This window comes from Saccharopolyspora phatthalungensis, from assembly GCF_014203395.1.
Taxonomy (GTDB): domain Bacteria; phylum Actinomycetota; class Actinomycetes; order Mycobacteriales; family Pseudonocardiaceae; genus Saccharopolyspora; species Saccharopolyspora phatthalungensis.
The window spans coordinates 4,890,732-4,909,774 of the sequence record NZ_JACHIW010000001.1 but is presented as its reverse complement, the minus strand read 5'-3'; the positions used below and the strand labels follow the sequence as shown (position 1 = coordinate 4,909,774).

The 19,043-nt window shown below is 66.7% G+C and carries 18 protein-coding genes; 4 read left to right on the top strand and 14 right to left on the bottom strand.

From position 1 onward, the window contains the following. Nucleotides 1–103 precede the first annotated feature (103 nt). Genes BJ970_RS22570 through BJ970_RS22560 form a run of 3 tightly spaced genes read left to right on the top strand, consistent with a single transcriptional unit; the run spans nucleotide 104 to nucleotide 1,327 of the window. A complete protein-coding gene (locus BJ970_RS22570; RefSeq protein ID WP_184728094.1) occupies nucleotides 104–526 on the top strand; it encodes a hypothetical protein in 423 nt (140 codons plus the stop codon). A 1-nt stretch (nucleotide 527) separates the two neighbouring features. Continuing rightward, nucleotides 528–1,178, top strand: coding sequence for a DUF6338 family protein (locus BJ970_RS22565; protein ID WP_184728093.1), 651 nt, complete (start codon nucleotides 528–530; stop codon nucleotides 1,176–1,178). After that, on the top strand, nucleotides 1,166–1,327 hold the full coding sequence (locus tag BJ970_RS22560) for a hypothetical protein (protein WP_184728092.1): 162 nt from the start codon (nucleotides 1,166–1,168) through the stop codon (nucleotides 1,325–1,327). Before BJ970_RS22565 ends, BJ970_RS22560 begins: the two co-directional genes overlap by 13 nt. Here the strand turns inward: BJ970_RS22560 and BJ970_RS22555 are convergent. From BJ970_RS22555 to BJ970_RS38960, 4 genes are all read right to left on the bottom strand, one after another. Further along, nucleotides 1,324–4,104 carry a CHAT domain-containing protein gene (locus BJ970_RS22555; protein ID WP_184728090.1) on the bottom strand — a complete coding sequence of 927 codons (2,781 nt, stop codon included), beginning with the start codon at nucleotides 4,102–4,104 and terminating at the stop codon, nucleotides 1,324–1,326. The two genes, BJ970_RS22560 and BJ970_RS22555, sit on opposite strands and share 4 nt — an antisense overlap. A 170-nt stretch (nucleotides 4,105–4,274) precedes the next feature. Next, nucleotides 4,275–5,204, bottom strand: coding sequence for a glycosyltransferase family 2 protein (locus tag BJ970_RS22550; RefSeq protein WP_184728089.1), 930 nt, complete (start codon nucleotides 5,202–5,204; stop codon nucleotides 4,275–4,277). Then, complete coding sequence (locus BJ970_RS22545; RefSeq protein ID WP_184728088.1) at nucleotides 5,201–6,232, bottom strand: polysaccharide pyruvyl transferase family protein; 1,032 nt, start codon at nucleotides 6,230–6,232, stop codon at nucleotides 5,201–5,203. The genes BJ970_RS22550 and BJ970_RS22545 overlap by 4 nt, the downstream gene beginning before the upstream one ends. Nucleotides 6,233–6,479: 247 nt before the next feature. Beyond that, on the bottom strand, nucleotides 6,480–6,614 hold the full coding sequence (locus BJ970_RS38960; RefSeq protein WP_281399469.1) for a hypothetical protein: 135 nt from the start codon (nucleotides 6,612–6,614) through the stop codon (nucleotides 6,480–6,482). Between the two features lie 96 nt (nucleotides 6,615–6,710). On the opposite strand from BJ970_RS38960, the gene BJ970_RS22540 reads away from it, so the two are divergent. Beyond that, nucleotides 6,711–7,070 carry a DUF4429 domain-containing protein gene (locus tag BJ970_RS22540; RefSeq protein ID WP_184728087.1) on the top strand — a complete coding sequence of 120 codons (360 nt, stop codon included), beginning with the start codon at nucleotides 6,711–6,713 and terminating at the stop codon, nucleotides 7,068–7,070. Nucleotides 7,071–7,315: 245 nt separating this feature from the next. On the opposite strand, the gene BJ970_RS40420 is transcribed toward BJ970_RS22540, so the two are convergent. The 10 genes from BJ970_RS40420 to BJ970_RS22490 all read right to left on the bottom strand — a co-directional run bounded on the left by BJ970_RS40420 (nucleotide 7,316) and on the right by BJ970_RS22490 (nucleotide 19,031). After that, nucleotides 7,316–7,822, bottom strand: a complete 507-nt coding sequence (locus tag BJ970_RS40420; RefSeq protein ID WP_184728086.1) for a helix-turn-helix domain-containing protein — start codon at nucleotides 7,820–7,822, stop codon at nucleotides 7,316–7,318. Nucleotides 7,823–8,304: 482 nt separating this feature from the next. Then, the gene (locus BJ970_RS22530; RefSeq protein WP_184728084.1) at nucleotides 8,305–9,192 is read right to left on the bottom strand and encodes a hypothetical protein; all 888 of its coding nucleotides are present in this window, start codon (nucleotides 9,190–9,192) and stop codon (nucleotides 8,305–8,307) included. A gap of 9 nt (nucleotides 9,193–9,201) precedes the next feature. Continuing rightward, a complete protein-coding gene (locus BJ970_RS22525) occupies nucleotides 9,202–9,774 on the bottom strand; it encodes a hypothetical protein (RefSeq protein WP_184728082.1) in 573 nt (190 codons plus the stop codon). Nucleotides 9,775–9,872: 98 nt separating this feature from the next. Beyond that, nucleotides 9,873–10,205 (bottom strand): hypothetical protein, encoded by a 333-nt coding sequence (locus BJ970_RS22520; protein WP_184728081.1) that lies wholly within the window; start codon nucleotides 10,203–10,205, stop codon nucleotides 9,873–9,875. Between the two features lie 31 nt (nucleotides 10,206–10,236). Then, nucleotides 10,237–12,324 (bottom strand): ATP-binding protein, encoded by a 2,088-nt coding sequence (locus BJ970_RS22515; protein WP_184728080.1) that lies wholly within the window; start codon nucleotides 12,322–12,324, stop codon nucleotides 10,237–10,239. After that, the gene (locus BJ970_RS22510; protein ID WP_184728078.1) at nucleotides 12,321–14,945 is read right to left on the bottom strand and encodes a hypothetical protein; all 2,625 of its coding nucleotides are present in this window, start codon (nucleotides 14,943–14,945) and stop codon (nucleotides 12,321–12,323) included. The genes BJ970_RS22515 and BJ970_RS22510 overlap by 4 nt, the downstream gene beginning before the upstream one ends. 4 nt (nucleotides 14,946–14,949) lie before the next feature. Continuing rightward, nucleotides 14,950–16,155: a hypothetical protein gene (locus BJ970_RS22505; RefSeq protein ID WP_184728077.1), complete on the bottom strand. Its 1,206-nt coding sequence runs from the start codon at nucleotides 16,153–16,155 to the stop codon at nucleotides 14,950–14,952. A 25-nt stretch (nucleotides 16,156–16,180) separates the two neighbouring features. Beyond that, entirely contained in the window at nucleotides 16,181–17,110 is a 930-nt protein-coding gene (locus BJ970_RS22500) for a hypothetical protein (protein WP_184728076.1), read from the bottom strand. Continuing rightward, nucleotides 17,107–18,054 (bottom strand): hypothetical protein, encoded by a 948-nt coding sequence (locus BJ970_RS22495; protein WP_184728075.1) that lies wholly within the window; start codon nucleotides 18,052–18,054, stop codon nucleotides 17,107–17,109. The genes BJ970_RS22500 and BJ970_RS22495 overlap by 4 nt, the downstream gene beginning before the upstream one ends. Then, a complete protein-coding gene (locus tag BJ970_RS22490) occupies nucleotides 18,051–19,031 on the bottom strand; it encodes a hypothetical protein (protein ID WP_184728073.1) in 981 nt (326 codons plus the stop codon). Before BJ970_RS22490 ends, BJ970_RS22495 begins: the two co-directional genes overlap by 4 nt. Between the last annotated feature and the right edge of the window lie 12 nt (nucleotides 19,032–19,043).

The following is a 19,043-nucleotide window of genomic DNA, read 5'->3' as shown; positions in this document are numbered from 1 at the left end:
GCCAGCAGCGTGCCGCGGAGACCGACAGAAGGGGTCGAATTTCACCCTGTTCGCCCAACGCCCTGCGGGACCGGTCCCAGGGGTGGGCTTCTATGTTAGGGGCGTGCTCTCGTCTGTTGCCACGGCATTCTTCGTGTTTCTCGTCGTCGTCATGCCCAGGAACGGGAGGATCCGGCTGCGCACGTTCGTCGCTGCGGCATTCGTGGTGCTGGGCGAGTCGGGAGTGGCATTCGGCGCGACCGGTGATCTCTTGCAGAACGCGTTGCTCTACCTCGCGGCCGGTCTGTTGTTTCTCGCCGAGATGGCAACCAGCCCCCGTAACCTGCTGATCCCGGTTCTGTGGATAGTTGGGGGGATCGTCAGCTTCGTGAACCGCGACGAGATCCGCGACTGGGCTGATAGCGTGCGGCCATGGGTGATGGTCGGCGGCGTGGTCGGCGCGCTCGGCCTGGGCGCATTGGCGGCGGCGCGTCAGCGACGGATAAGCCGGCCGCCGTACGATCCGCATGACATGACAGGCATCTGAGATGGGACAGGCCCCTTCCACGCTGGTCCAAGCGGTGCTGCTGGTGCTGTTCGTGCTTCCTGGCGTCACCTATCAGTTTTTGCGTGAACGCCTGCGCGGCCCAGTCGCGGGCGAGCGCAATCTGGGCGAGCGGGTGCTGCGCGCGGTGACGGCCTCCGTCATGTTGGACGCGCTGTACGCGATCGTGGCCGGACCTGCCTTGGTAGACCTGGTCCGGGGCGGTGACCCTAAGGGGTGGGACGGCGTGGTCCGGCAGCCCCGCCTGGTAGGGCTGGTGGCGTTAGTCCTGTTCATCGTGGTCCCTGCCGCCGCAGCGGTTGCCGTCTCCGCGTGGCAACGGCGTCGGCTTTCCGTGCGCTACCGGCCCACGCCCACCGCGTGGGACCACATGTTCCGGCGGCGCGGCTCCTGCTTCGTACGGGCGCGGTTGAAGGACGGGACATGGGTGGGCGGTTGGTATGGTTCCCGCTCCTATGCGACGTCGTATCCGGAGTCGGCGGAGCTGTTCCTGGAGTCGGCGTGGCGGATGAACCCGGACGGCAGCTTCGCTGACCGGATCAGTCAGACGGCGGGCCTGCACGTCCGGGCGAGCGAGATCGATGTGATCGAACTTCTGAATCCACCAGAACCGGAGGCCCCGTGTCCGAGTTGACCCCCCACGAAAAGCGGCTGCTCGCGAACGCTGGCGAGTTTCGGGGATATTCCCCGCACGACGGGGTTACCGAGCCCGATGTCGCGCCGACGGGCGTGGCCAGCGCATCGTCGACCCCGGACGATCCGGAGCCAGGCGAACAGGATTAGGGGCCGACGTGGATGTGGCCGGCCCACAGGGCCGGGAGGTTCGGGTACATATCGCGCGCGGCGCGCGTCGCGTGGTGCACGGCCACGCTGGCCTCGACCGATCCGGAGAGTTGCCGGTAAACCTCGGTGGCGAACTCCAGCGCCACGGCGTCCAGTAGCGGCCACAGGGTCGCGATGACCTGGGAGAATCCGGCGAGCTGGAACGAACTGGCGAGGTGGATAGCCTCGTCGGACAGCCGGTAGCCGGGTTGCGCGGTGTGGCAGGAGGACAGGTAGGCCACTTCCGCGTTCCGTAGGTCCAGGCGGGAGACGTCGACGACGGTGAACGGGCGCTGCTCGTGGTCGTGCAGCAGCAGCCGGCCTTGGGACGGGGCGTCCAGGTCGGTGACGGCGTGGCAGGCGAAATGCGCCAAAGTGCTGCGCGGCAACTCCTCCAGCACACATTCCACGAGAGCCTCGTCGTCGGCCAGGATCTTGGTGGCGGGGAACAGATCGCGCACCATCGCGGCCTCCGCGTGCGCGTTGGCCAGCGGCGCCGCTCCCGGCGTATGGGACATGGACACGACCAGGGGGCGCGGTGTTCGGTGTCCCCGCATCCGTGCCCGGGCGCGGGCGAGCGCGCGCACGGTCGGGGTATAGGAGGAGACCGCGCGGTCAAGAAGCGTTGCGCCGCCGGTGTTGTGGCGCCCTGCGGCGTGAATCGGCAGCAGGGCCAACGACCCTGTCGGCACCCACCACAGGCGCGGCCAGTCCTGCCCTGGCTGCGGCTGGTGGACGTCGAGGGCGTCGAGGACTGGTTCGACAATGGCGTCCCACAGCCAGGCCAGAACCTCGGCGAAGCCCTGTTGCCGCTGCCGGTCGATGAGGTGTTCGGGCCGCACAGCATCGGCGAGCTTGAGCACCTGCTCGTGCACTGACTTCGGTGTGGCATCCGGCAAGGGGACTGTTCGCATGCCGCCGGGTTCCAGGATGATGGCGTCGGATCGGTATTTGCTGACGTTGAGGAACACCAGCGGCCCCTGGCTTGTCTGCCCAACCAACTCATCGAGGCTCGGTCCCCGCGCGAAATCCGAGAATCCCTTCTTGGCGCGGATGCGCTCCAGGACGGTATCCCACCGCGCGGCCATCGCGCGGCGGGCCTTGCGGATCTGCTCACGCCCCATCCCATCCTCATCGTCGAGGTCGGCGACCGGATCAGACATCGCGTCCAGCTCGCGTCGCACCTGCTCGAACTCATCCGCCAACTCGGGATGCCGCCTGCGCAACGGGGCGAGGCTGGTGCGCACATCGAGCGCTTGCGACAGCAGCACGCCACGCCCCTGTTCCAGCAGCATCACCGCTTTCTCCGGCCGCTCCTGCGCGACTGCGCACGCCGCCGCCGTCACCGCGACCCCCGTCGACTGCCCGAGCCGATATTCCTGATCCGCACGCCGCAGTTCGCGTGAGGCGATGTGTGGCAGCAGTCTGATCGCGGTCTCGAACGCCTCTACCGCCTCCCGGTACTCGGCGGCCGAGGCCGCGATGTCGCCCCAGGCGAGCCCGGCCGCGACCCTGGTCGGCAGCTCCGCCACCGCGTTGAACGTCGCTTTTCTGGCCAGCGCCAACGCCTTCACGAGGTGGCGGCGGTCCTGGGTGGCCAGGTACCGCTCGTGCACCGCCAACGCCAGGTTGAGCAGATGGCTTGCCCGCCCGGGGTCGTCGTCGGGCACGGTGGCGACCGCCCGCTTGGCGCGGCCGATCGCCTCGTCCAAATCACCCTGATTTCGCAAGCACTGATAGCGGACGCGAAGCGCGAGCGCGAAATTGTTCTGGGAGGGCTCATAGAGGCGGTAGCCGGCGGACACCTGATCGGCGCCCTGCCGGCCGACCTCCACCGCGCGGTCGAGGTCAGCGGCCTGCCCGGTCCGTTCATACCGCTGGACCAACGCGCGACACAGCGCGGTCAGGTGGGCCACCCGCACGAACGGCCGGTCCGCCGACCGAGTAGCAAGGAGAACTTGTTCGAGGGTGTCGACCGCCTCATCCAGGTCCGCAAGATCCTCGGTACGCGCATACCGGCTGAGCAGCACCGCGCTCAGCTCGCCCAGGCACAGCACGCGGTCTCCGGGATGACGACGAGAGACGCTGACCGCCTCCCGGCCGGCGTTGAGCGCCTCGTCCAGGTCGGCCAGGTCGCCGGAGCGGTCGTGTCGCGCCCGCAGTGCGCTGCTCAGCTGGGACAGCAAGCCGCCTCGGCGCGGGTCTCGGACGGGCTCGGTCCGTGCCGCATCCCGACCGACCTCAATCGCGTCATCCAGATCACCGTCGCCGCCCAGCCGTTGATACCTGCCGCGCAGCGCCATGACCAGGTTCGCGGCGTACTCGGTCCGCTGCGGTTCCCCGGAACTTGCCCGCACGGCCTGCCGCAGCAACTCGACGCCCTTGTTCAATGCCTGCACATCACCGGTGCGGTCAAAGCGTTGCAGGAGTGAGCGGCCTTCAATGTTCGAATTGAACGCCCGATTCGGGTCCAGCGACGGGTCGGCCCGTTGCCGCTTGAACACCATTTCGTTGCGCACCAGATCGACGAACGCTCCGCAGACCACCATGGAGATCGCCACGGCCGTGACCCAGGAACCAGCAGGCGCAGCGCCACCGATGGTCAGCGGATAGAGAGCACCCATTCCGCCGCTGATGAAAATCATATGGTGCTGGCGTCGGCTGACGCTGCGGTCCACGGTCAGCGCATAGAGCAGTACGACAGCACCACTCAGCAGCGCGACGATGTCTCCCCACATGGCACAAGACTATTCCGCAGTGTCCGAAACACGTTGGTGGCGGCCAGGCATGCTGAGCGGGCTGCTCGCCTTCGCCGTCGCCTCGGGCAAGGTGCAGCCGCTGCGCCATTCTCCCCAGGTGCGGCGCCCTCGTCGCGTCCAGTCCGGCCGCGCCACCAGGAGCAGGGCGCTCAGGTCGGTCTTCGTGGCCACACTCCTGGTCGCGGGCGCCAGACCCGGTACCGAAGGTTGCCCGCCACCCGGCCTGCGCTGTAGGCCGCGTCTCTGATCCAGTTCAGCAAGCGGTCGCGCGAGACAAGGTCGGGCAGACGTCGGACGAGGCGCCACCATTCGGCGGCTGCAACGGAGACGGGCTCGGCAGGCATGCCGTGGGCGCGGAAGTCGCAGACCAGTTGGATATCCGCTCGACCGTGCTTGAACTGCTGTTTGGCCATCGACCACGACCTGGCACGCAGGCGATAGTGCACGACGGCGTCTGGTGCGAAGGCGATGGAGTACGAGGAGAGCTGGGCGCGCAAGCTGAACTCCACGTCATCGCCGCCACCATGTGCATAGCGCGGGTCGAACCCGCCGAGTGCGGTCAGAACGTCCGCGCGTACGCCCATGTTTGCTCCCACCGCGTAAGGGAGGAAATCCATGATCACTGGAAGTCTGTCAGGTGGAAGCATCGAGTGAGTGAAACGGACCCGAGGGGTGTTGAGGGCGTCCAATTCCAGGTGGCCCCCTACGACATCGGCGGTGCGGGCCGCTGCGACCATCGCGTCGAGCCAGTTCGGGGCGGCGACGTCGTCCGCGTCGCAAAAGGCTAGGAAGTCGCCGTGGGAAGCGGCTGCTCCCGCGTTTCGGGCGTAGTTGACGCCTGGACGCGCGACGGAAATTACCTCTAAGCGAGGGACTTTGCCGGTCCATCTACGGGCGAGCTCGGCGGTACCGTCTGTGGAGCCGTTATCGACGACGATGACTTCCCAGGGGCCCTGGTACTTCTGCCGGCTCAGCGCTTCTAGTTGACCGGGCAGCATTCGCGCAGCATTGCGCGCCGGGATGATCACGCTCACAAGCCTGGGAAACGACAAGGACTGAGTGTGTTGCGCCTCTGTCATAGCGCCTCCGGTTCGACGACCCGCGTGCGCCTGCGAACGGCAGCCAGTGTCGCCGCCAGGTCGACGGCCGCCTGAGGAGAGTCGGCCCAGCGCGCATCCGGGCAGCTGGAGGTCCAGGTTTCCCACAGCGCGCGGACCTTGCCGTACCGGTCGGGGATGACGACGTGCGGCAGGTTGAGCAGTAGGCTGAGTACGTGGCCGTGCAGCCGGTCGGTGACCACACTCTGGCCACGGCCAAGCAATTCATACCCGCGGGCCACCTGGAGCGCGGCATATGTGTCGTAGGCCGCTGCCAATGCTGATATCCGGGGGACGTGGGCGGAGTCGCCGGCCAGGGCGGACTGGCGCGCACGCAGCGCGGCGTCCCGGTCCTGTTGCCAGTGGGCATCGGACGCGTGGTCCTCGGCCCAGTCCACGCGCTGGACGCTGCGTTGCGCGGTGAGGATGGCTGGTGCGGCGGATTCGTGATCGGTGCGGCTGAGCCAGAGGACGTCGCAGTCGGGGCTATCCGCCAACTGCGGGCCGGTGAGGGCGAAAGCGGCGTCGGGGCACAGCAAGCTCAGGGTCTGGAATTCCTCCCGCGCGGTCCGGAGGCTGTCGCGGTCGCGCAGGAGGAGCGTGAGGTCGGGATGTGAGTCGAAGACCCTCCGGGCTCGGTCCAGATTCCCTTTGTGCCGAAAGCACAGGGACTGCGGCAGCTGAATGATCCGGTGCTGCGGGAAGCTGCGTACGATGTGCTCACGAAGCTGCTGGTGGAGCGGCCACAGATCACCCAGATTGCCGCCGCCGGTGATGAGGATCGTGCCGGTCGGCACGCAGGCCCGCAGGTCATCGGCGGAGAAGGACTGGGCGTCGCAGACGTAGTCGACGGAAACGTTGGCTGCGCGCAGCAGTATCCGCTGACCTAGCCAGATCGCGCTGTCACCGACGTTCGGATAGAGCGGGAAGTCGACGAGCGCGCAGGGTTCTTCCGGTCGCAGAAGCGACGTTAGGATGGCGCTGAGCTCTCGCTGAAGGCGCGCTTGCAAGGTGCTCGTGGAAGCTGCAAACCCACGGGCGCCGGTTTGCGGCGGCATTGGGCTCCTCAACATTTCGCCGTGCAGGGCTGTTTGGTGTGTGTCCCCGGCCTTCCGGAGCGGAGCATTTAGGGACGGTCCGTGGAAACCGCTACTCCCCTCATCGAACGGAGCTGACCGCCCATGCGGGCCCGACGCGGCGACCACATCGACCTACCGCGCGCACCGGTCCCCACCGCCACCCTGCCGCCCAACCAAGTCAGTAGCAGCCACCGAGCGGGTGATCATCCGGGGACGTCAACATCTCTCGGTAGGACAGTTCCAACGCGGCCTGCGCGTTCTGGTAGTGGCGATCGTGGAAACCCTGCGGCACAGCAGAGCGCGCTAGCTGCATCAGGAGCGGCCCGCATCAGCTACCTGCAACGAAGACGGGCTCGGCAGGCATGCCGTGGGCGCGGAAGTCGCAGACCAGTTGGCTATCCGCTCGACCGTGCTTGACGCTCTGGACGCTGCGTTGCGCGGTGACTATGGCTGGTGCGGCGGATTCGTGATCGGTGCGGCTGGGCCAGAGGACGCCGCAGTCGGGCGATCCGCCATCTGCGGGCCGGTGAGGGCGAAAGCGGCGTCGGGGCACAGCAACGTCAGCGACGTTGTCGGAATCGAGATTCACCCGGCCCGCCTCGGGTTCAACGGCTACGTCACGGTCGTAACCAATGGCACGGTCCGACAACACACCGCTCTCGGCCGGCAGTCCGCGGACCAGTCCAAGGACCCGATGTCGGTCCAGATCAGACGACATCACAACGAGGCGGCACTAGCACTCCGCGCAGGCTTCGAGGCCACCCGCTGAAGAAGCCCCGCCCGGATCATCCGCAGGACGGGCTTTTTGGTGCTGTCACTGCCCGAGGACGGGAACTAGCTCCCGCAAGAGGTAGGCGCCGCACCAGCGCGCCTCCGTGTGCTGAACGTCTACCGCGTCCTTTGCCAGGCGCTTGGCCAGACGAACGGGGTCAGGCGCCGTTCCGGGCTCCTTGACGATACGTAGACACGTCTGCCAGTCGTACTGCATGAGTCGGGACACCGACGATGCAAGGCTCAGAACTCGGACCGCTCGTCAGTCTCCAGCACTTCGACTATCGGCATAGCATCCCCGCGATCGCTACGGCGTGCTAGGACGCTCAGCGAGTTGACCCGGAGCGTGGAGGTTTGTCCCTCCCGCATCCACCTGCGGAGGTGCTCGACTCCGTCAGGAGAGACCTTCGACGCCAACAACTCGTCTACGACCAACGACGTAGGTGTATCCAGCAGCGGTCCCGGCTTGCCTTCGTTGACCGACCGGATCAGGTCCGCGAAGTTGGCTCTCTTGAGTTGCATGACTCGGGGATGGGTGGTGTTACGGCGACGCCACATATCCTCACCAATCGGGCCGATTACACGCTCGTACGCGATCACGATATCCGTTGGAACTGGTCTCTGTCCCCTCTCGACGAGGCTTAGATAAGACTTGTCGTACGACGTAAGCCGGGCCATCTCGCTCAGGCTGATACGTACGTCCTGTCTCGCTTGCCGCAGCAACGCCCCCCACTCGACGGCTGTCAACACCTGTCAACCCCCAGATACTTCCACCTGGAATGGCTGGCCCGTGCACGGGAACTCGACTTTCATCCCTATCGGCTGGCGTTGACGAGGTTGAATCTGGATCGGCTGCGAAGAAACGAGCTCGGCGAGCCGCCGTTGCCCGGAAAGAACCTGAGCAAAGGCGAGCACGTTATCGATGGTGACCGGTTCACCCTGGCCGCCGACAGCAGCCCCAGCGGCGGCTCGAACCTGGAGTGGGTTACCGCTCCCCTCAACAGCCGCGGCGAGGTGAAACAGGTCATGAACGCGGTCGTCGAGATGATCCGCACTCTCAACTGGCGCTGGCGGTCTACGAGCTCGTGGACGGGGTCAACAAAGGCCGGATACCGCCCTCATCGACGGTCCTCGACAGGTTGCGCCGCCTGCTCACCCGGCGCAGGTGAGTTACCGCCGATCACAGTCGAGTGGAGGTCTTTCTTGAGTTTTGGCTGGCCGCGGCATCGGTCCTACTGATCTTCGTAGTCGGGAAAGATATCGCCCAGTGTGGCCAGTCCTGACTTCTTGGTCATCGCCATACGCTGGTTGAGCGGCACGAGCGCGTGCTGCTCACCGGTTGCCCCGTAGGAGGTCAGGTAGGAACCTCTCTTCTTGAATCCGGTCACGAGTTCGGTGAGTGCCTGGTACTGGTGGTTGGAGACGGCATTCATCACTACGAGCCGGTCATCCGGGCCCGCCGCCAGTCCCTTGAGCAGGGCTACGGCCCGCTTGTCCAGTTCTGATGTGGTCAGCAACGGTGCGTGTGCATTGACATGAACGTGGATTCCGTTCTCCGAACTGCTCAACTCCTGGACGGGGTCGCCTTCCCCGGTGTTGAAGTTCATGGCGATGACAAAGAACTTCCGCTGTTCGGCCTCGGCGAGAAAGTCCGGACGGATCTGCTTGCCCATGTCGAGCTGAGGCTGCCCGGTGGGGTTTCCCCAGGCGTCGGCCGGGTTCCCCACACCAATCCCCAGGTATACCAAACGCGGTCGGCCTGTGACAGCCTCCGCCGTCACCTTTTCGACGGCGGCGGTAATCGTGGTCAGATCCTCCTGGGCGATCGAGCGCCCGAACGTGCCGCCGTCATTGGTGGGATTGTTCCAGGGTTGTTTGATTTCCCACTGTCGTTGCAGGACTGGCCCACTGACCTGGCCGGGCGCTTTCTCCGGTGCGGGCGTGCGTTGCACGGGAGCGGGTGGCTCGGAGCGGTCGGGGGCGTGCCAGGTGGTATCGAGTACGTGGATCGCGGCGCCGGCTGACACACCACGGTCGACGGTGGCGGTTGAACTGTCCGGCGTTTCGGAAGTGGCGATCGAGTGGTGGTCTTTTTTGAGTTTCTTGGCGCGGGGCGTCATCTTCTCACCTCACGAACTCTTGACGTAGGCGCAAAAGAGCTTTCCCGCGTGCGCGGCGACCGTGATCGGAACAGGTGAGGAGAAGGGTGCCTGCCGGTCGGCGCTCCAGCCGAGACCGTCGCTGACACTCCAGTATATCGTCGTGTTATCGACATTTTCGCCGTCCACCCCCCGGTGGAAACAGTGCAACACCCCCGCGAAGACACACACCGCCGGATCGGGACCGCAGGCGGTGTTGGGAAAGGTGTACTCGCTGCTCCACTTGGTCGACCGAAACGTCCGCCAGAACAGCGGCCCAGTCGGGTCCTCTCCGGCGTGGACGTACCGCACCGCCCCGCGATAGCAGTCGGAGGCCACGATGAATTCCCGAAGACTGGGCTCGATTACCGACAGCGCCTGGTACGCCTCGGTCTGAGAATTCAGCTCGGCGAATCGTTGCTCATCAGTCTCGTCGTTGGAGATCACCTGACCGGCACTACCCTTTTCGTCAAATGGCAGCACCTTCTCCTCATCGTCCGCCGAAAACAGGAGGTTCAGCTTCTCCTGCTGGACAACCATGGCCAGATCGGCTGGATCGTCCACATCGCCGACCGGCGTTTCCGGTGACCACGCGTTCCCGTCGAAGGTGAGCCAGACCAAGGTGTTCGCCACCATTCACTCCTTCCCCTTGCGTGGGACGGTCATTTCTTGGGTGTCCCCATGATGCCGATGGCGACAAAACTGAACTTCCGCCCCAGCGGCAGGCCGTTGGGCGCTCCGGTGACGATCTGGAACTTGTGGGGCGTCACCCATCGAATCACCACATTGGACAGCGTGTTCGGCGTGATCGCCGGATCGTCTTTGTCCGGGTGGATCTGCGTCGCGACCACGGCCGGCGGTTCGGTGAAGATCCATCCGGGCAGGAAGGTCACGGTGATGATTCCCGGCTGACCGGCCAGCTCAGCGGTGAATCCCTCTCCTGCCACCGGTTTCCCGTCCGCGCCGACCGTACCGGCTACGAAGTTCCCGAACATGGCCACCTCCTAGACTCGTCACCGGAAAACGTCAGTCCTGGGCTGTCGTTTCCGTTTCTTTTCCGGCTACGGCGAGCAGATCCTGCGTCACCCAGTCGTAGAACTTCTCGCCGAAATCCGCCGGCGTGATCGCGAGACCGAGCTTCCGGTACTCCCGGCCCACCGACACAACCAGTTCACGCAGCCCGATCGCGGTGGCGTCCCGGTCGGCGCCCAGCACCCGGAACGCCGCGTCCAGCACGACGTTCCTGATGTCACCACCAGAGATCGGGAACCGCTTGGCCAGTTCGGCCAGCTCGGCGGGGTCCGGCGGGGTGACCGATGCCGGGAACATGCCCGACCAGATCCGGTGTCGCGACTCGGCGTCGGGCAGCGGGAAGTCCACCACGGCGTGCAGCCGGCGAAGCAGTGCCGGTTCGACGTTCTGCCGCAGGTTGGTCGCGAGGATGACCGCCCCGCTGAACTCCTCGACGCGTTGCAAGAGGAACGCCATCTCCATGTTCGCCCAGCGGTCCCGCGACTCGCGGACCTCCCCACGCTTGGCGAACAGGGCATCGGCCTCGTCGAAGAACAACATGGCGTTGGTGCGTTCGGCATCCTCGAAGACCTGCTCCAGGTTCTTCTCGGTCTCGCCGACGTACTTGCTGACGATCGCGGCCAGGTCGACGCGGTACAGATCCACCCCCAGACCTTCGGCGAGTAACCGGGCGGCCGTGGTCTTCCCCGTCCCCGGGACACCGGTGAACATGGCGAGAACGCCGGTGCCCAGACCGAGCCGGACACCGAAACCAAGTTCGTCGACTACCCGCCCGCGCGCGGCGATCCTGGTGGCGAGGTCGGTGAGCTGGCGGCGGCTGCGGACGGGTAGCACCAGGTCGTCCAGGGTCATCCCCGCGCTCGACGGCATCCGGCGGGCGAAGGCGACCAGGCCACGCCCGAACTGGCGGCGGCAGCCCTCCCGGAGGTCCGTCGTGTGCAATCGGGCCGGACCGGGTGATCGCAGCCGGGCCAGTCCGGTCGCGGTCTCGATCGAGGCGCTGATCTGGCCGGGGGTGAACCGGAATGTCGCGGCCAGCGTCGCGGCGAGATCGTCGGGGTCCGGGGCCGGTGCGGCGAAGGCCGACGGTGGTGGCAGCATCGCCCGCCACCACCGTCGGCGGTCCGGAAACCCTGGGATGCCCAGCTCGATGCGCAGAAACCGGCAGGGGTGCTCAAGCGGGTCCCACTCCGTGTCGCCGATCAGCAGGGTCAGCCGCGGGTAGGCCGCCGCGGCGTGGGCGAGCACGGCCCAGTGGTCATGCTCCCGGCTGGTCACTTGTTCAACGCCGGTCCAGCAGACGATCGCGTCACGCAACCGCGCTTCCCGGTAACACAGCCGCACCGTGTCCGGCCACTGCCCGGTGAGCGCAGCCCGCGCGTCGACGAACAGCAGGGTCGCGCCGGCTTCCACGCAGGTTGCCGCCGCCAGTGTCCGGCGGCCGGCGCCGGGTCGCCCATGCAGCAGCAGCATCGCCGGTTCGCGTTCCACCGCGAGGGAGCACAGTGCCGCGGCGCGGTCGTGATCGGGCATCAGGGCCGCGGCGGGGCAGCGCGCTGGGGCCGCTTGCCTGACGATCCCGGTGAGCCGGCTGTCCACCAGGTCCGAGCCCAGCAGGTGACGCATGATCCGATCGGCGAGCCGTAGTTCACCCGTGGGCTCCACGACGACGAGGCCGTGGGCGAGGAGGGGGCCCTCCGCGGCAAACACCAACCACGTCTCGGCCATCCCGGCCAGGTCAGCCGCCACGGTCCGCAGCGCGAGGCCGACAGTGACCGGACCGTCGCTCAGGTCACCGACCAGTCGCCTGCTGTCGGCGTCCACTTCGGACAACAGGCACAGCAGCAGGGCGTCCCGTTGGTGGGTGTCCAGCCCGAAGGCGTCCACCAGGGCGGGTAACCGCAGTTCGACGGTTGATGCCGCCACCCGCTTGCCGATCAGGATCGCCATGTTCCGCGCCTCGCGGCGGTAGTCCGATTCCGCGCCGGACTCGTCCTCGGCGCATGCCCGCAGTAACAGCTGTATCCGGGCCAGTTCCTGCCGCAGATGCGTCAGGCTGTCGGGGTATCCGTCCTCGGTCATCGCGCACCGATCCGGTAGGTCACGCTCCGCCTGCCCAGCCAGGGAACCGCCGCGATGGGCGCGTCGTGTCCGGCGAGGTGCAGGATGACGTCGAGTGGGCCACCGGTTAGCTCGACCACGACCTCCTTCTCGGTCAGCCGCACCGTCCCGGCCCGGCACAGGAAATGGCCGGCCAGATAGCCGGCGCTGGACTCGGCGAACTGGCCAAGCCACCGCGACCACGCCCGCAGCACGGCGACGGCCACCAGGCCGACGGTCGCGTCGGCCGACGGCACTCCGAGCAGCCCGTCCGGCAGCGCGTCGGCGGGATCGCCGTCCAGCGTGATCCGCTGGGCTTGCGCCGCCAGGGTCACCGCGTCACGGACCTTCGCACAGCGGTCGCCGTCGGCCTGCCGCCACAGTTCCAGCAGGGTGTCCGGTGACTGCTCGGGAAGCCCAGCGAACACGTGCGCGGCCGGATCGCTTGTGTTGGCGCCCGTCAGGCGGGTGGCGACGGCCAACAGCGTTGCCGAGAGGCCGTCCGCGAAACCGGCGCGCGTCAGCAGCGCGGGCAGGCGCAGGTCCGACACGGCGCGCAGGAGCAGCAACACTCCCGCGTTCGGGCTGGTGACGATCTCGTCGAGCCTGTTTACGGCTGTCATCGCCAACACGCGGGCCAGCCCGTCGGACTCGGCCGACCCGTCAGGGTTCCGCCAGGCGGCCACCGCATCGGTGACCACCTGCATGACGGTGGGCTCGCCCGCCCAGTCCGGATGTTCCGCGATCAGGGCCGCGGTGAGCAGAACCGTCGAATAGTGTCCCGGCCCGGCGGCTCCGATCCGCTGCCCGAGCTCCAGCGCCCCGGGTGCGTCGGTGAGCAGTCGGCGCGCCGCGTCCCGTACCTTCACCGCCGGCGGCCCGGCCGCCGGGGTCGGCGTCGCTGGAGCCGACTTGGCCGGGGTCGGCGTCGCTGACGTCGGCGTGGCCAGGGTCGGCGTCGCTGGAGCCGGAGTGGCTCGGCCGAGCTCGACCGGAACTCCGCCCAGTCTGTGCGCCATCGCGACCCTCCACTCGGCGAACACGCTGTCCTGGGCGCGAGCGATCGATCCGGGGTGCAGCAGGGGAACGCCATGGTCGGCAGAGAACGCCAAGACGGTGCCCAGTGTTTCCCCACCGAGCTCCGGTCGTATCGCCCCGCCAATGGGATGGTCCTGGTTCGCCGGAACGACAGCCGGGCGAAATCCGGTGAAGTCCGGGATCAGAAGTGACGACGTCACGTCCCCCACTGCGGACGGTACACTTTCCGCTTCGCGCATCACGCCTTCCGGCGCGGACGGCACTTTCTCCGGAGCGGGCGGCATGCTTTCCGGCACGGGCGGAACGCTTTCCAGCACGGACTGCACGTTTTCCAGCGCCGACGGCACTTCTTCCGGCGCGGACGGTACATTTTCCGGCACCGGCGGCACGTTTTTCGCCGTGGACAGCGCACCGGCGCCGGATGCGGTTTGGTGGTCACGATCGGCGGCCATGTCGACGGCGAGTGCCGCGCCAAATCCCAGCAGCACCGGCGTTCCGCCCAGCCTAGCCGTTAAGGCGGCGAGCCAGCCCTGGACCAAGTTAGCCACAGTGGACAGATGGTATTCCGGCATGCTTATCAGTGACAATCGCCAGTCGCGCCTAGGTGTCTCACGGGGGAACACCAGGTTCAGCTCCATCACCAACCGCGAGAACTGCCACGAGCCCGCCACACCAAACGGCCAGTAGCTAGCCGCGACCGAGAGAGCGGCATCTGATAACCAACGATCAAACCGGGGAACACCGAGTCGATTGAGTTCCCACGGCACCCGGGCGAGGGCCGCCTCCGGCAGGACCGTCCCGATACGGCGCAGCAAATCTCGGAGCCCGAGTTGTCGCAGAACACTGACAACGGCGTCGGCGAGCGCCGAGGACGAACGCCAGTGACCTAGCCGCCGGACGATGTCCTCCGGGAGCACCACCTCAAAGGTCCACAGTGTACGGTTGTCGGCGATGCGAACCGCGGCCGGCCGAAGTGGTTGCTTTGCCGCCGGTTTCGCGTCAGTGGGAAGGCACCACTGTTCGACCACTGCGGCGTGGGCATCGTCATCCAGCACGCTCAGGACGTCCGGCAGCGTTCCCTGCCGGTACAGGGCCGCCAGAACCGGACCGGCGGACGGGCCACGGATCGCGTCGAGCACCGTGACAGCAGGCGGACGGTGGCCGGAGGGCGCCAGTGGCCGGTAGTACCAGCGGCCAACCGCTCGGCCGTGGACATGGTCGGCGAGATAACGTGCGGTGTAGTCGGCCTGGTCTACGAACCGCATCACGTTCGTCCCGTCCTGCCCCTCGTCGGCGATCGCGCGGGTGATCGCGGCGGCGAGCGCTTCGGCCCAGCGACGGGCGAGGTCCGGCGTGTCTGGGTCGAGTACGCAGTCGGATCGGATGTCGCGGCACACGTACACGGCCTCACCGACACCGGTCAACGCCGTCAGCGCGGTATCCAGCGCAGTATCCAGCGCGTCGGGCAGGGTGGTGTGGGCGATCTGATCGAACGCCCGAGCTGCCGCGGAATCCCGCTGGCCCACCACGTACTCGCAGTGCAGCGAGTCGATCCGGCTGTCCATCGCCTCAGCCCTGCGGGGTGAGCCGCGCGGCCAGCGCCTGCGCCGTATCGGGGTAGTTCGTGAGCAGGCTGGTGGCCAGGGCGGCGAGGATGTTCGGGTCGGCGTCGAGCAGTGTGGCGATGGCCAGCGGCAGGTTCGCGTCCTGGGAGCCGCCGGTGACACCGTCCATGGCGCCCCGGACGACCAGCGTCCCGTCCACGGTCACCGTGCGATCGGAGGCGACGGTCAGGCAGGGCAGAAACTTCTTCTCCAGCTCCGACCACGCTCCGACAGTCAGGGCCGGCTTGTCCTTGCCTGCCGGTAGTTCAATCCGGAGTTCCCGAAGACCGTTATTGTCAGCCAGGTACATCCCCCATGGTTGTGCATCGGAACCTCCGGTGATCGGCTCGGCGAATCGAAGCGTTCGTGCCGCGAGTTCCCCGGGCACGGTAAGCCCCTGAGCCACCCTGACGCCGTCATCACCTACGGTAAGGTCAGCTACCCTGCCGGTCTCGGTGCCGTCCCCGTCAGTAGTGTCACCGTCGGTAGCGTCCCCGTTGCCATTCTTTTTGATCTGCACGGAGAACCGGTCCGGACCGACTTTCACCGCCGTGGTCTTGGTGGGGTGTTCGACCTTCGCGGCAATGACTCGGACATAGCGACGCTGACCGGGGTCGATGGTGAGCTGGGGATCGGTCGGGTTGGTGGTGATCCGGGCCAGGAACACCGGCCATTTCTTGTCCGCCCTGGGTGGTGGGCAGGTGGCGTCGAAAGACCAGTCACACGGGGGCACCAGTGGTGGCTGGTCTGGATTCGGCGGTTCGGACGGCTTTGTCACCTGCCGCACATACGGGACCGGTTCTTCCGTCCAGCGAGTGGGCCCCTGGTCCGGATCGAACTCCTTCGGGGCCGGGTCGCTCGACGTTTCCTGGTAACACAGGAAAAGGTCATAGGTGAACGCGCTGTCGGTTCTCGGCTTGATCGCCTCCACCTCGGTGGGGTTGGCCAGCACGAGTTCCCGGCCGTAACCGTCCACGGCGAACCCCGGTTGAATGGACACCGTGTTGTTGTCCTGCGTGACCTTGAGGCCGGAAGCGATTCCCCAGGCGTGGCCCGAGATGTTGTGCCGCCTGCGCATGGCGACGTGGTAGTCCTGTTCGTCGGTGAAATCCCGAAGCCGCAGGATTTGGTTGTCGTAGTACTGCACCCGCTTGATCGGATCGCTCGACATGGTCACCTCCGGTGCGTCAGATCGGTCACGACAGGTCAAGTACTCCGCTGGCCTGGCACAACACACCGCCCGGCAGGACACCGAACGCCATCGCCGTGACGTTTTTCGCCCTGCTGTCCACTGTGGCCGAAACCGTGATGACGCCCTCGACCTTAAGAAACGGGGTGCATGGAACCGGCTTCGGGTTCTGGCCATCGTCGACCAGCACGATAGTCAGAGCGCTGATCAGCTTCGAGCAGAGATTGACGACCGTGATGTCCACGGTGACCTCGTTGCTCCCCGCACCATTATCTTGTTTCCGCAACGAGACACCGAGGGCCGCAGCGTTGGTGGCAGAACCCTCCGGGGCGGCATGGACTATCGGACCGCGCACCCTGAGCCGCCCGCGTACGGCGGTGTTGCCGCCCGCATCGACCGTGAGCACCGGGACGAAGTCCGATGAAGGCACCGTGCCAACGACGAACCGGCTCCGGTCCGCCGCGCCGGGTATGAGCGGCGGCTCCAGTTCGATTCGTAACTCGGGCCCCTCGGTGCTGTCGGGGCGGTAGCAGTTCCACGGCCAAGCCTCGGTCTGTATCTCGTCCACCGAGCCGATCTCCGCCTTGTCGGTGGTCACGTCCTGGGCGTTGAGCCCGCTGGCCAGCTCGCATTTTCCCTCGGCGGTGATGGCCAGCAGTTCTCGAACGGCACCGTCCGCACCACGGACGCGGAAGGCGAATACGGGTTCGAGCGCCATTTCATAGCCTTCGGGGCCACAGACCGCGGCGGCGACAACCTTCGCGCCGGTTCCCGGTTCCCGGGATTCGTCGAAGGCCGGGTTGCCGTCGTGCAGGTTGAACTCGTGCTGGCGCCGCTTTTCCACCAGGTAAGCCTGTTCGTCCACCAGGTCGCACTTGCCCAGAACCTGCCCTTCCAGGTAGTGCGGACGTTCGGGCGGCGTCGCGGATGCGTTCATGGCAGTGTGCCGATCTTTTTCAGGCCCGTTACCCACGGTGTCTTCCCGCCTGGCGGGATGGCGTGCCGGACCTGAACCAGGTCGCCGGGGCCGACGGTCGGGAAAAGGGTGTCGACCTCGGCAACGGTGGCCGGGTTCCATTCGGCCCATTCGGCTACGACCACGCCCCCTGCGGTGAACATGGCGGTCGCCGCACTCAGCCCCCGGCCATAGGCATCCGCCGGTAGTCTCGCGCCGCCTAGCGGTCCGTGCAGCATCCTGCGCACGGTCATGTCGACCTTCGGCGCGCCGTTCGTCCCAACCAGCACCTGGGCGAGAGTCAACCCGTTGCCGGTGGGCCGCTTGTCCGCGGCGGTCCGCAACATGTCGGCCGCCCACCAGCCGAGCAAGTGGAGGAAGTAGCCGGGCAACTGCCCCCACGCACCGCTGATCCACTCGGCGTCGAAGCAGGCACCACCGGGCTGATTCGTCGTGACGCGCTTGGTCAGCCACTCCCGCAGCGCCGCTTCGTCTTTGAGGTCCAGCTTCGTTGCATCGGCGATGGCTTCGTTCACCACGGCGCGCGCGTTTTTGGCCGGGCCCACGGTGATCTCGACGTCCTCGGTGACCAAGGGATGGTCCTTGTCGCCGCTATTCGTTTCGGCGTAGGCGATACTGACGTCGTATGTTCCCGGCGTCGTCCCGAAGGGCGTCTGCCGATCATCAACCAGCACCAGGTCTTGCCCGGTGGGGCTGATCGCGTAGCCAGGGCCGACCGTGACGTTGCCGGATGTTGCGGAGACGTCAAGTCCCTGCACGACACCCCAGCCTTCGCGCAGCCCGGCCAGCCGCCGGACCGAGGTGACCCACGAGATGATCCTGTTGAGATCGTCGCTGGTCAGCACCTGTCCACAAGTGAACGTCGGGTACACCGGTGCACTGCTGGGCAACGAGTCTGTGCTCATGGCGTCACCGTCGCGCCAGTCTGGAACCAGCTGTCGAACACGCCGCCGGGGACGCCATTGCCGCTCGGCAACTGACCGCCGAGATGGCTACCGTCGACCGGCAGACCGTTCTCGTCGGTCAGGAAGTCGCAGAGCAGCGAGACGTACACCCAGTGTCCCACCGGGACAGCAGGAACCGGGTAGGTGATGACCTTTCTGGTCGAATCCAGTTCCGGCGTTCTCCCATCCGGACAGGGCAGTCTTGTCCGGTCCGCGAACTGGCTCGCAGCCGTGTGAACGAGGAAGGTGTTGGGGGAAACGCCATGCGCCGTGGCGTGCAGCGGACGCTCGAAACCCACGACCAGATCGCGCAGCGGTGCTACCCCGTTATGCGGCCAGTTCACCGATGAGATCCGGGTCAACCGGCTTGGCGAAAACAGGGATTGCCGGACGGATTCGACCGCGCAGGGTTGCCCGTTGCCACCGTTGCCGACGACGGCAAGCGGAATCAGGTCCAGGTCGTCGTCACTCTGGTTGAGCCAATCATTGGTGACGATTTTCTGCCATCGTGTGGGGTCGGCCACCCACACGGGTTCCGCGCTTTCCCGCACCCGGTTGTACTCGGACTGCGGTGCGCTGGCTGATGCCACGGATACCGGCGGGACCGGTTCGGTCGTTTCCTCGTGATAGCGGATACACAGCAGCGCCGGCAGGGAACAGGGGTTCATGTCGACGTCCGGCTGCGTGCCGCGAACCACCTCCCGGCCGTATCTGTCGAGGCCGACGCCGGGGCTGACCCGAACGCAGGTCGACGAGACGGCACTGACAACCAGCCCGTCGAGGATTCCCCAGCCGTGGCACAGCCGGTTGTGTGCCCGGTGGACCCGCAACGAATAATCTGGGTCGGCGGCGAAGTCCCTCGCGGCCATCGCCTTCCCGGTGAAGTACCGGTTGCGTTCGAGGTGCTGTGTGGTCAGGGGATCAACGGTGCTGGGCATTACCGGGCTGCC

Excerpts from the sequence above, each read along its gene's own strand:
- BJ970_RS22515 (WP_184728080.1), bottom strand. The coding sequence starts at position 12,324 with ATGACCGAGGACGGATACCCCGACAGCCTGACGCATCTGCGGCAGGAA.
- BJ970_RS22555 (WP_184728090.1), bottom strand. The coding sequence starts at position 4,104 with ATGTGGGGAGACATCGTCGCGCTGCTGAGTGGTGCTGTCGTACTGCTC.
- BJ970_RS22500 (WP_184728076.1), bottom strand. The coding sequence starts at position 17,110 with ATGAACGCATCCGCGACGCCGCCCGAACGTCCGCACTACCTGGAAGGG.
- BJ970_RS22565 (WP_184728093.1), top strand. The coding sequence starts at position 528 with ATGGGACAGGCCCCTTCCACGCTGGTCCAAGCGGTGCTGCTGGTGCTG.
- BJ970_RS38960 (WP_281399469.1), bottom strand. The coding sequence starts at position 6,614 with ATGCAGCTAGCGCGCTCTGCTGTGCCGCAGGGTTTCCACGATCGCCAC.
- BJ970_RS22520 (WP_184728081.1), bottom strand. The coding sequence starts at position 10,205 with ATGTTCGGGAACTTCGTAGCCGGTACGGTCGGCGCGGACGGGAAACCG.
- BJ970_RS22490 (WP_184728073.1), bottom strand. The coding sequence starts at position 19,031 with ATGCCCAGCACCGTTGATCCCCTGACCACACAGCACCTCGAACGCAAC.
- BJ970_RS22510 (WP_184728078.1), bottom strand. The coding sequence starts at position 14,945 with ATGGACAGCCGGATCGACTCGCTGCACTGCGAGTACGTGGTGGGCCAG.
- BJ970_RS22495 (WP_184728075.1), bottom strand. The coding sequence starts at position 18,054 with ATGAGCACAGACTCGTTGCCCAGCAGTGCACCGGTGTACCCGACGTTC.
- BJ970_RS22505 (WP_184728077.1), bottom strand. The coding sequence starts at position 16,155 with ATGTCGAGCGATCCGATCAAGCGGGTGCAGTACTACGACAACCAAATC.
- BJ970_RS22550 (WP_184728089.1), bottom strand. The coding sequence starts at position 5,204 with ATGACAGAGGCGCAACACACTCAGTCCTTGTCGTTTCCCAGGCTTGTG.
- BJ970_RS22530 (WP_184728084.1), bottom strand. The coding sequence starts at position 9,192 with ATGACGCCCCGCGCCAAGAAACTCAAAAAAGACCACCACTCGATCGCC.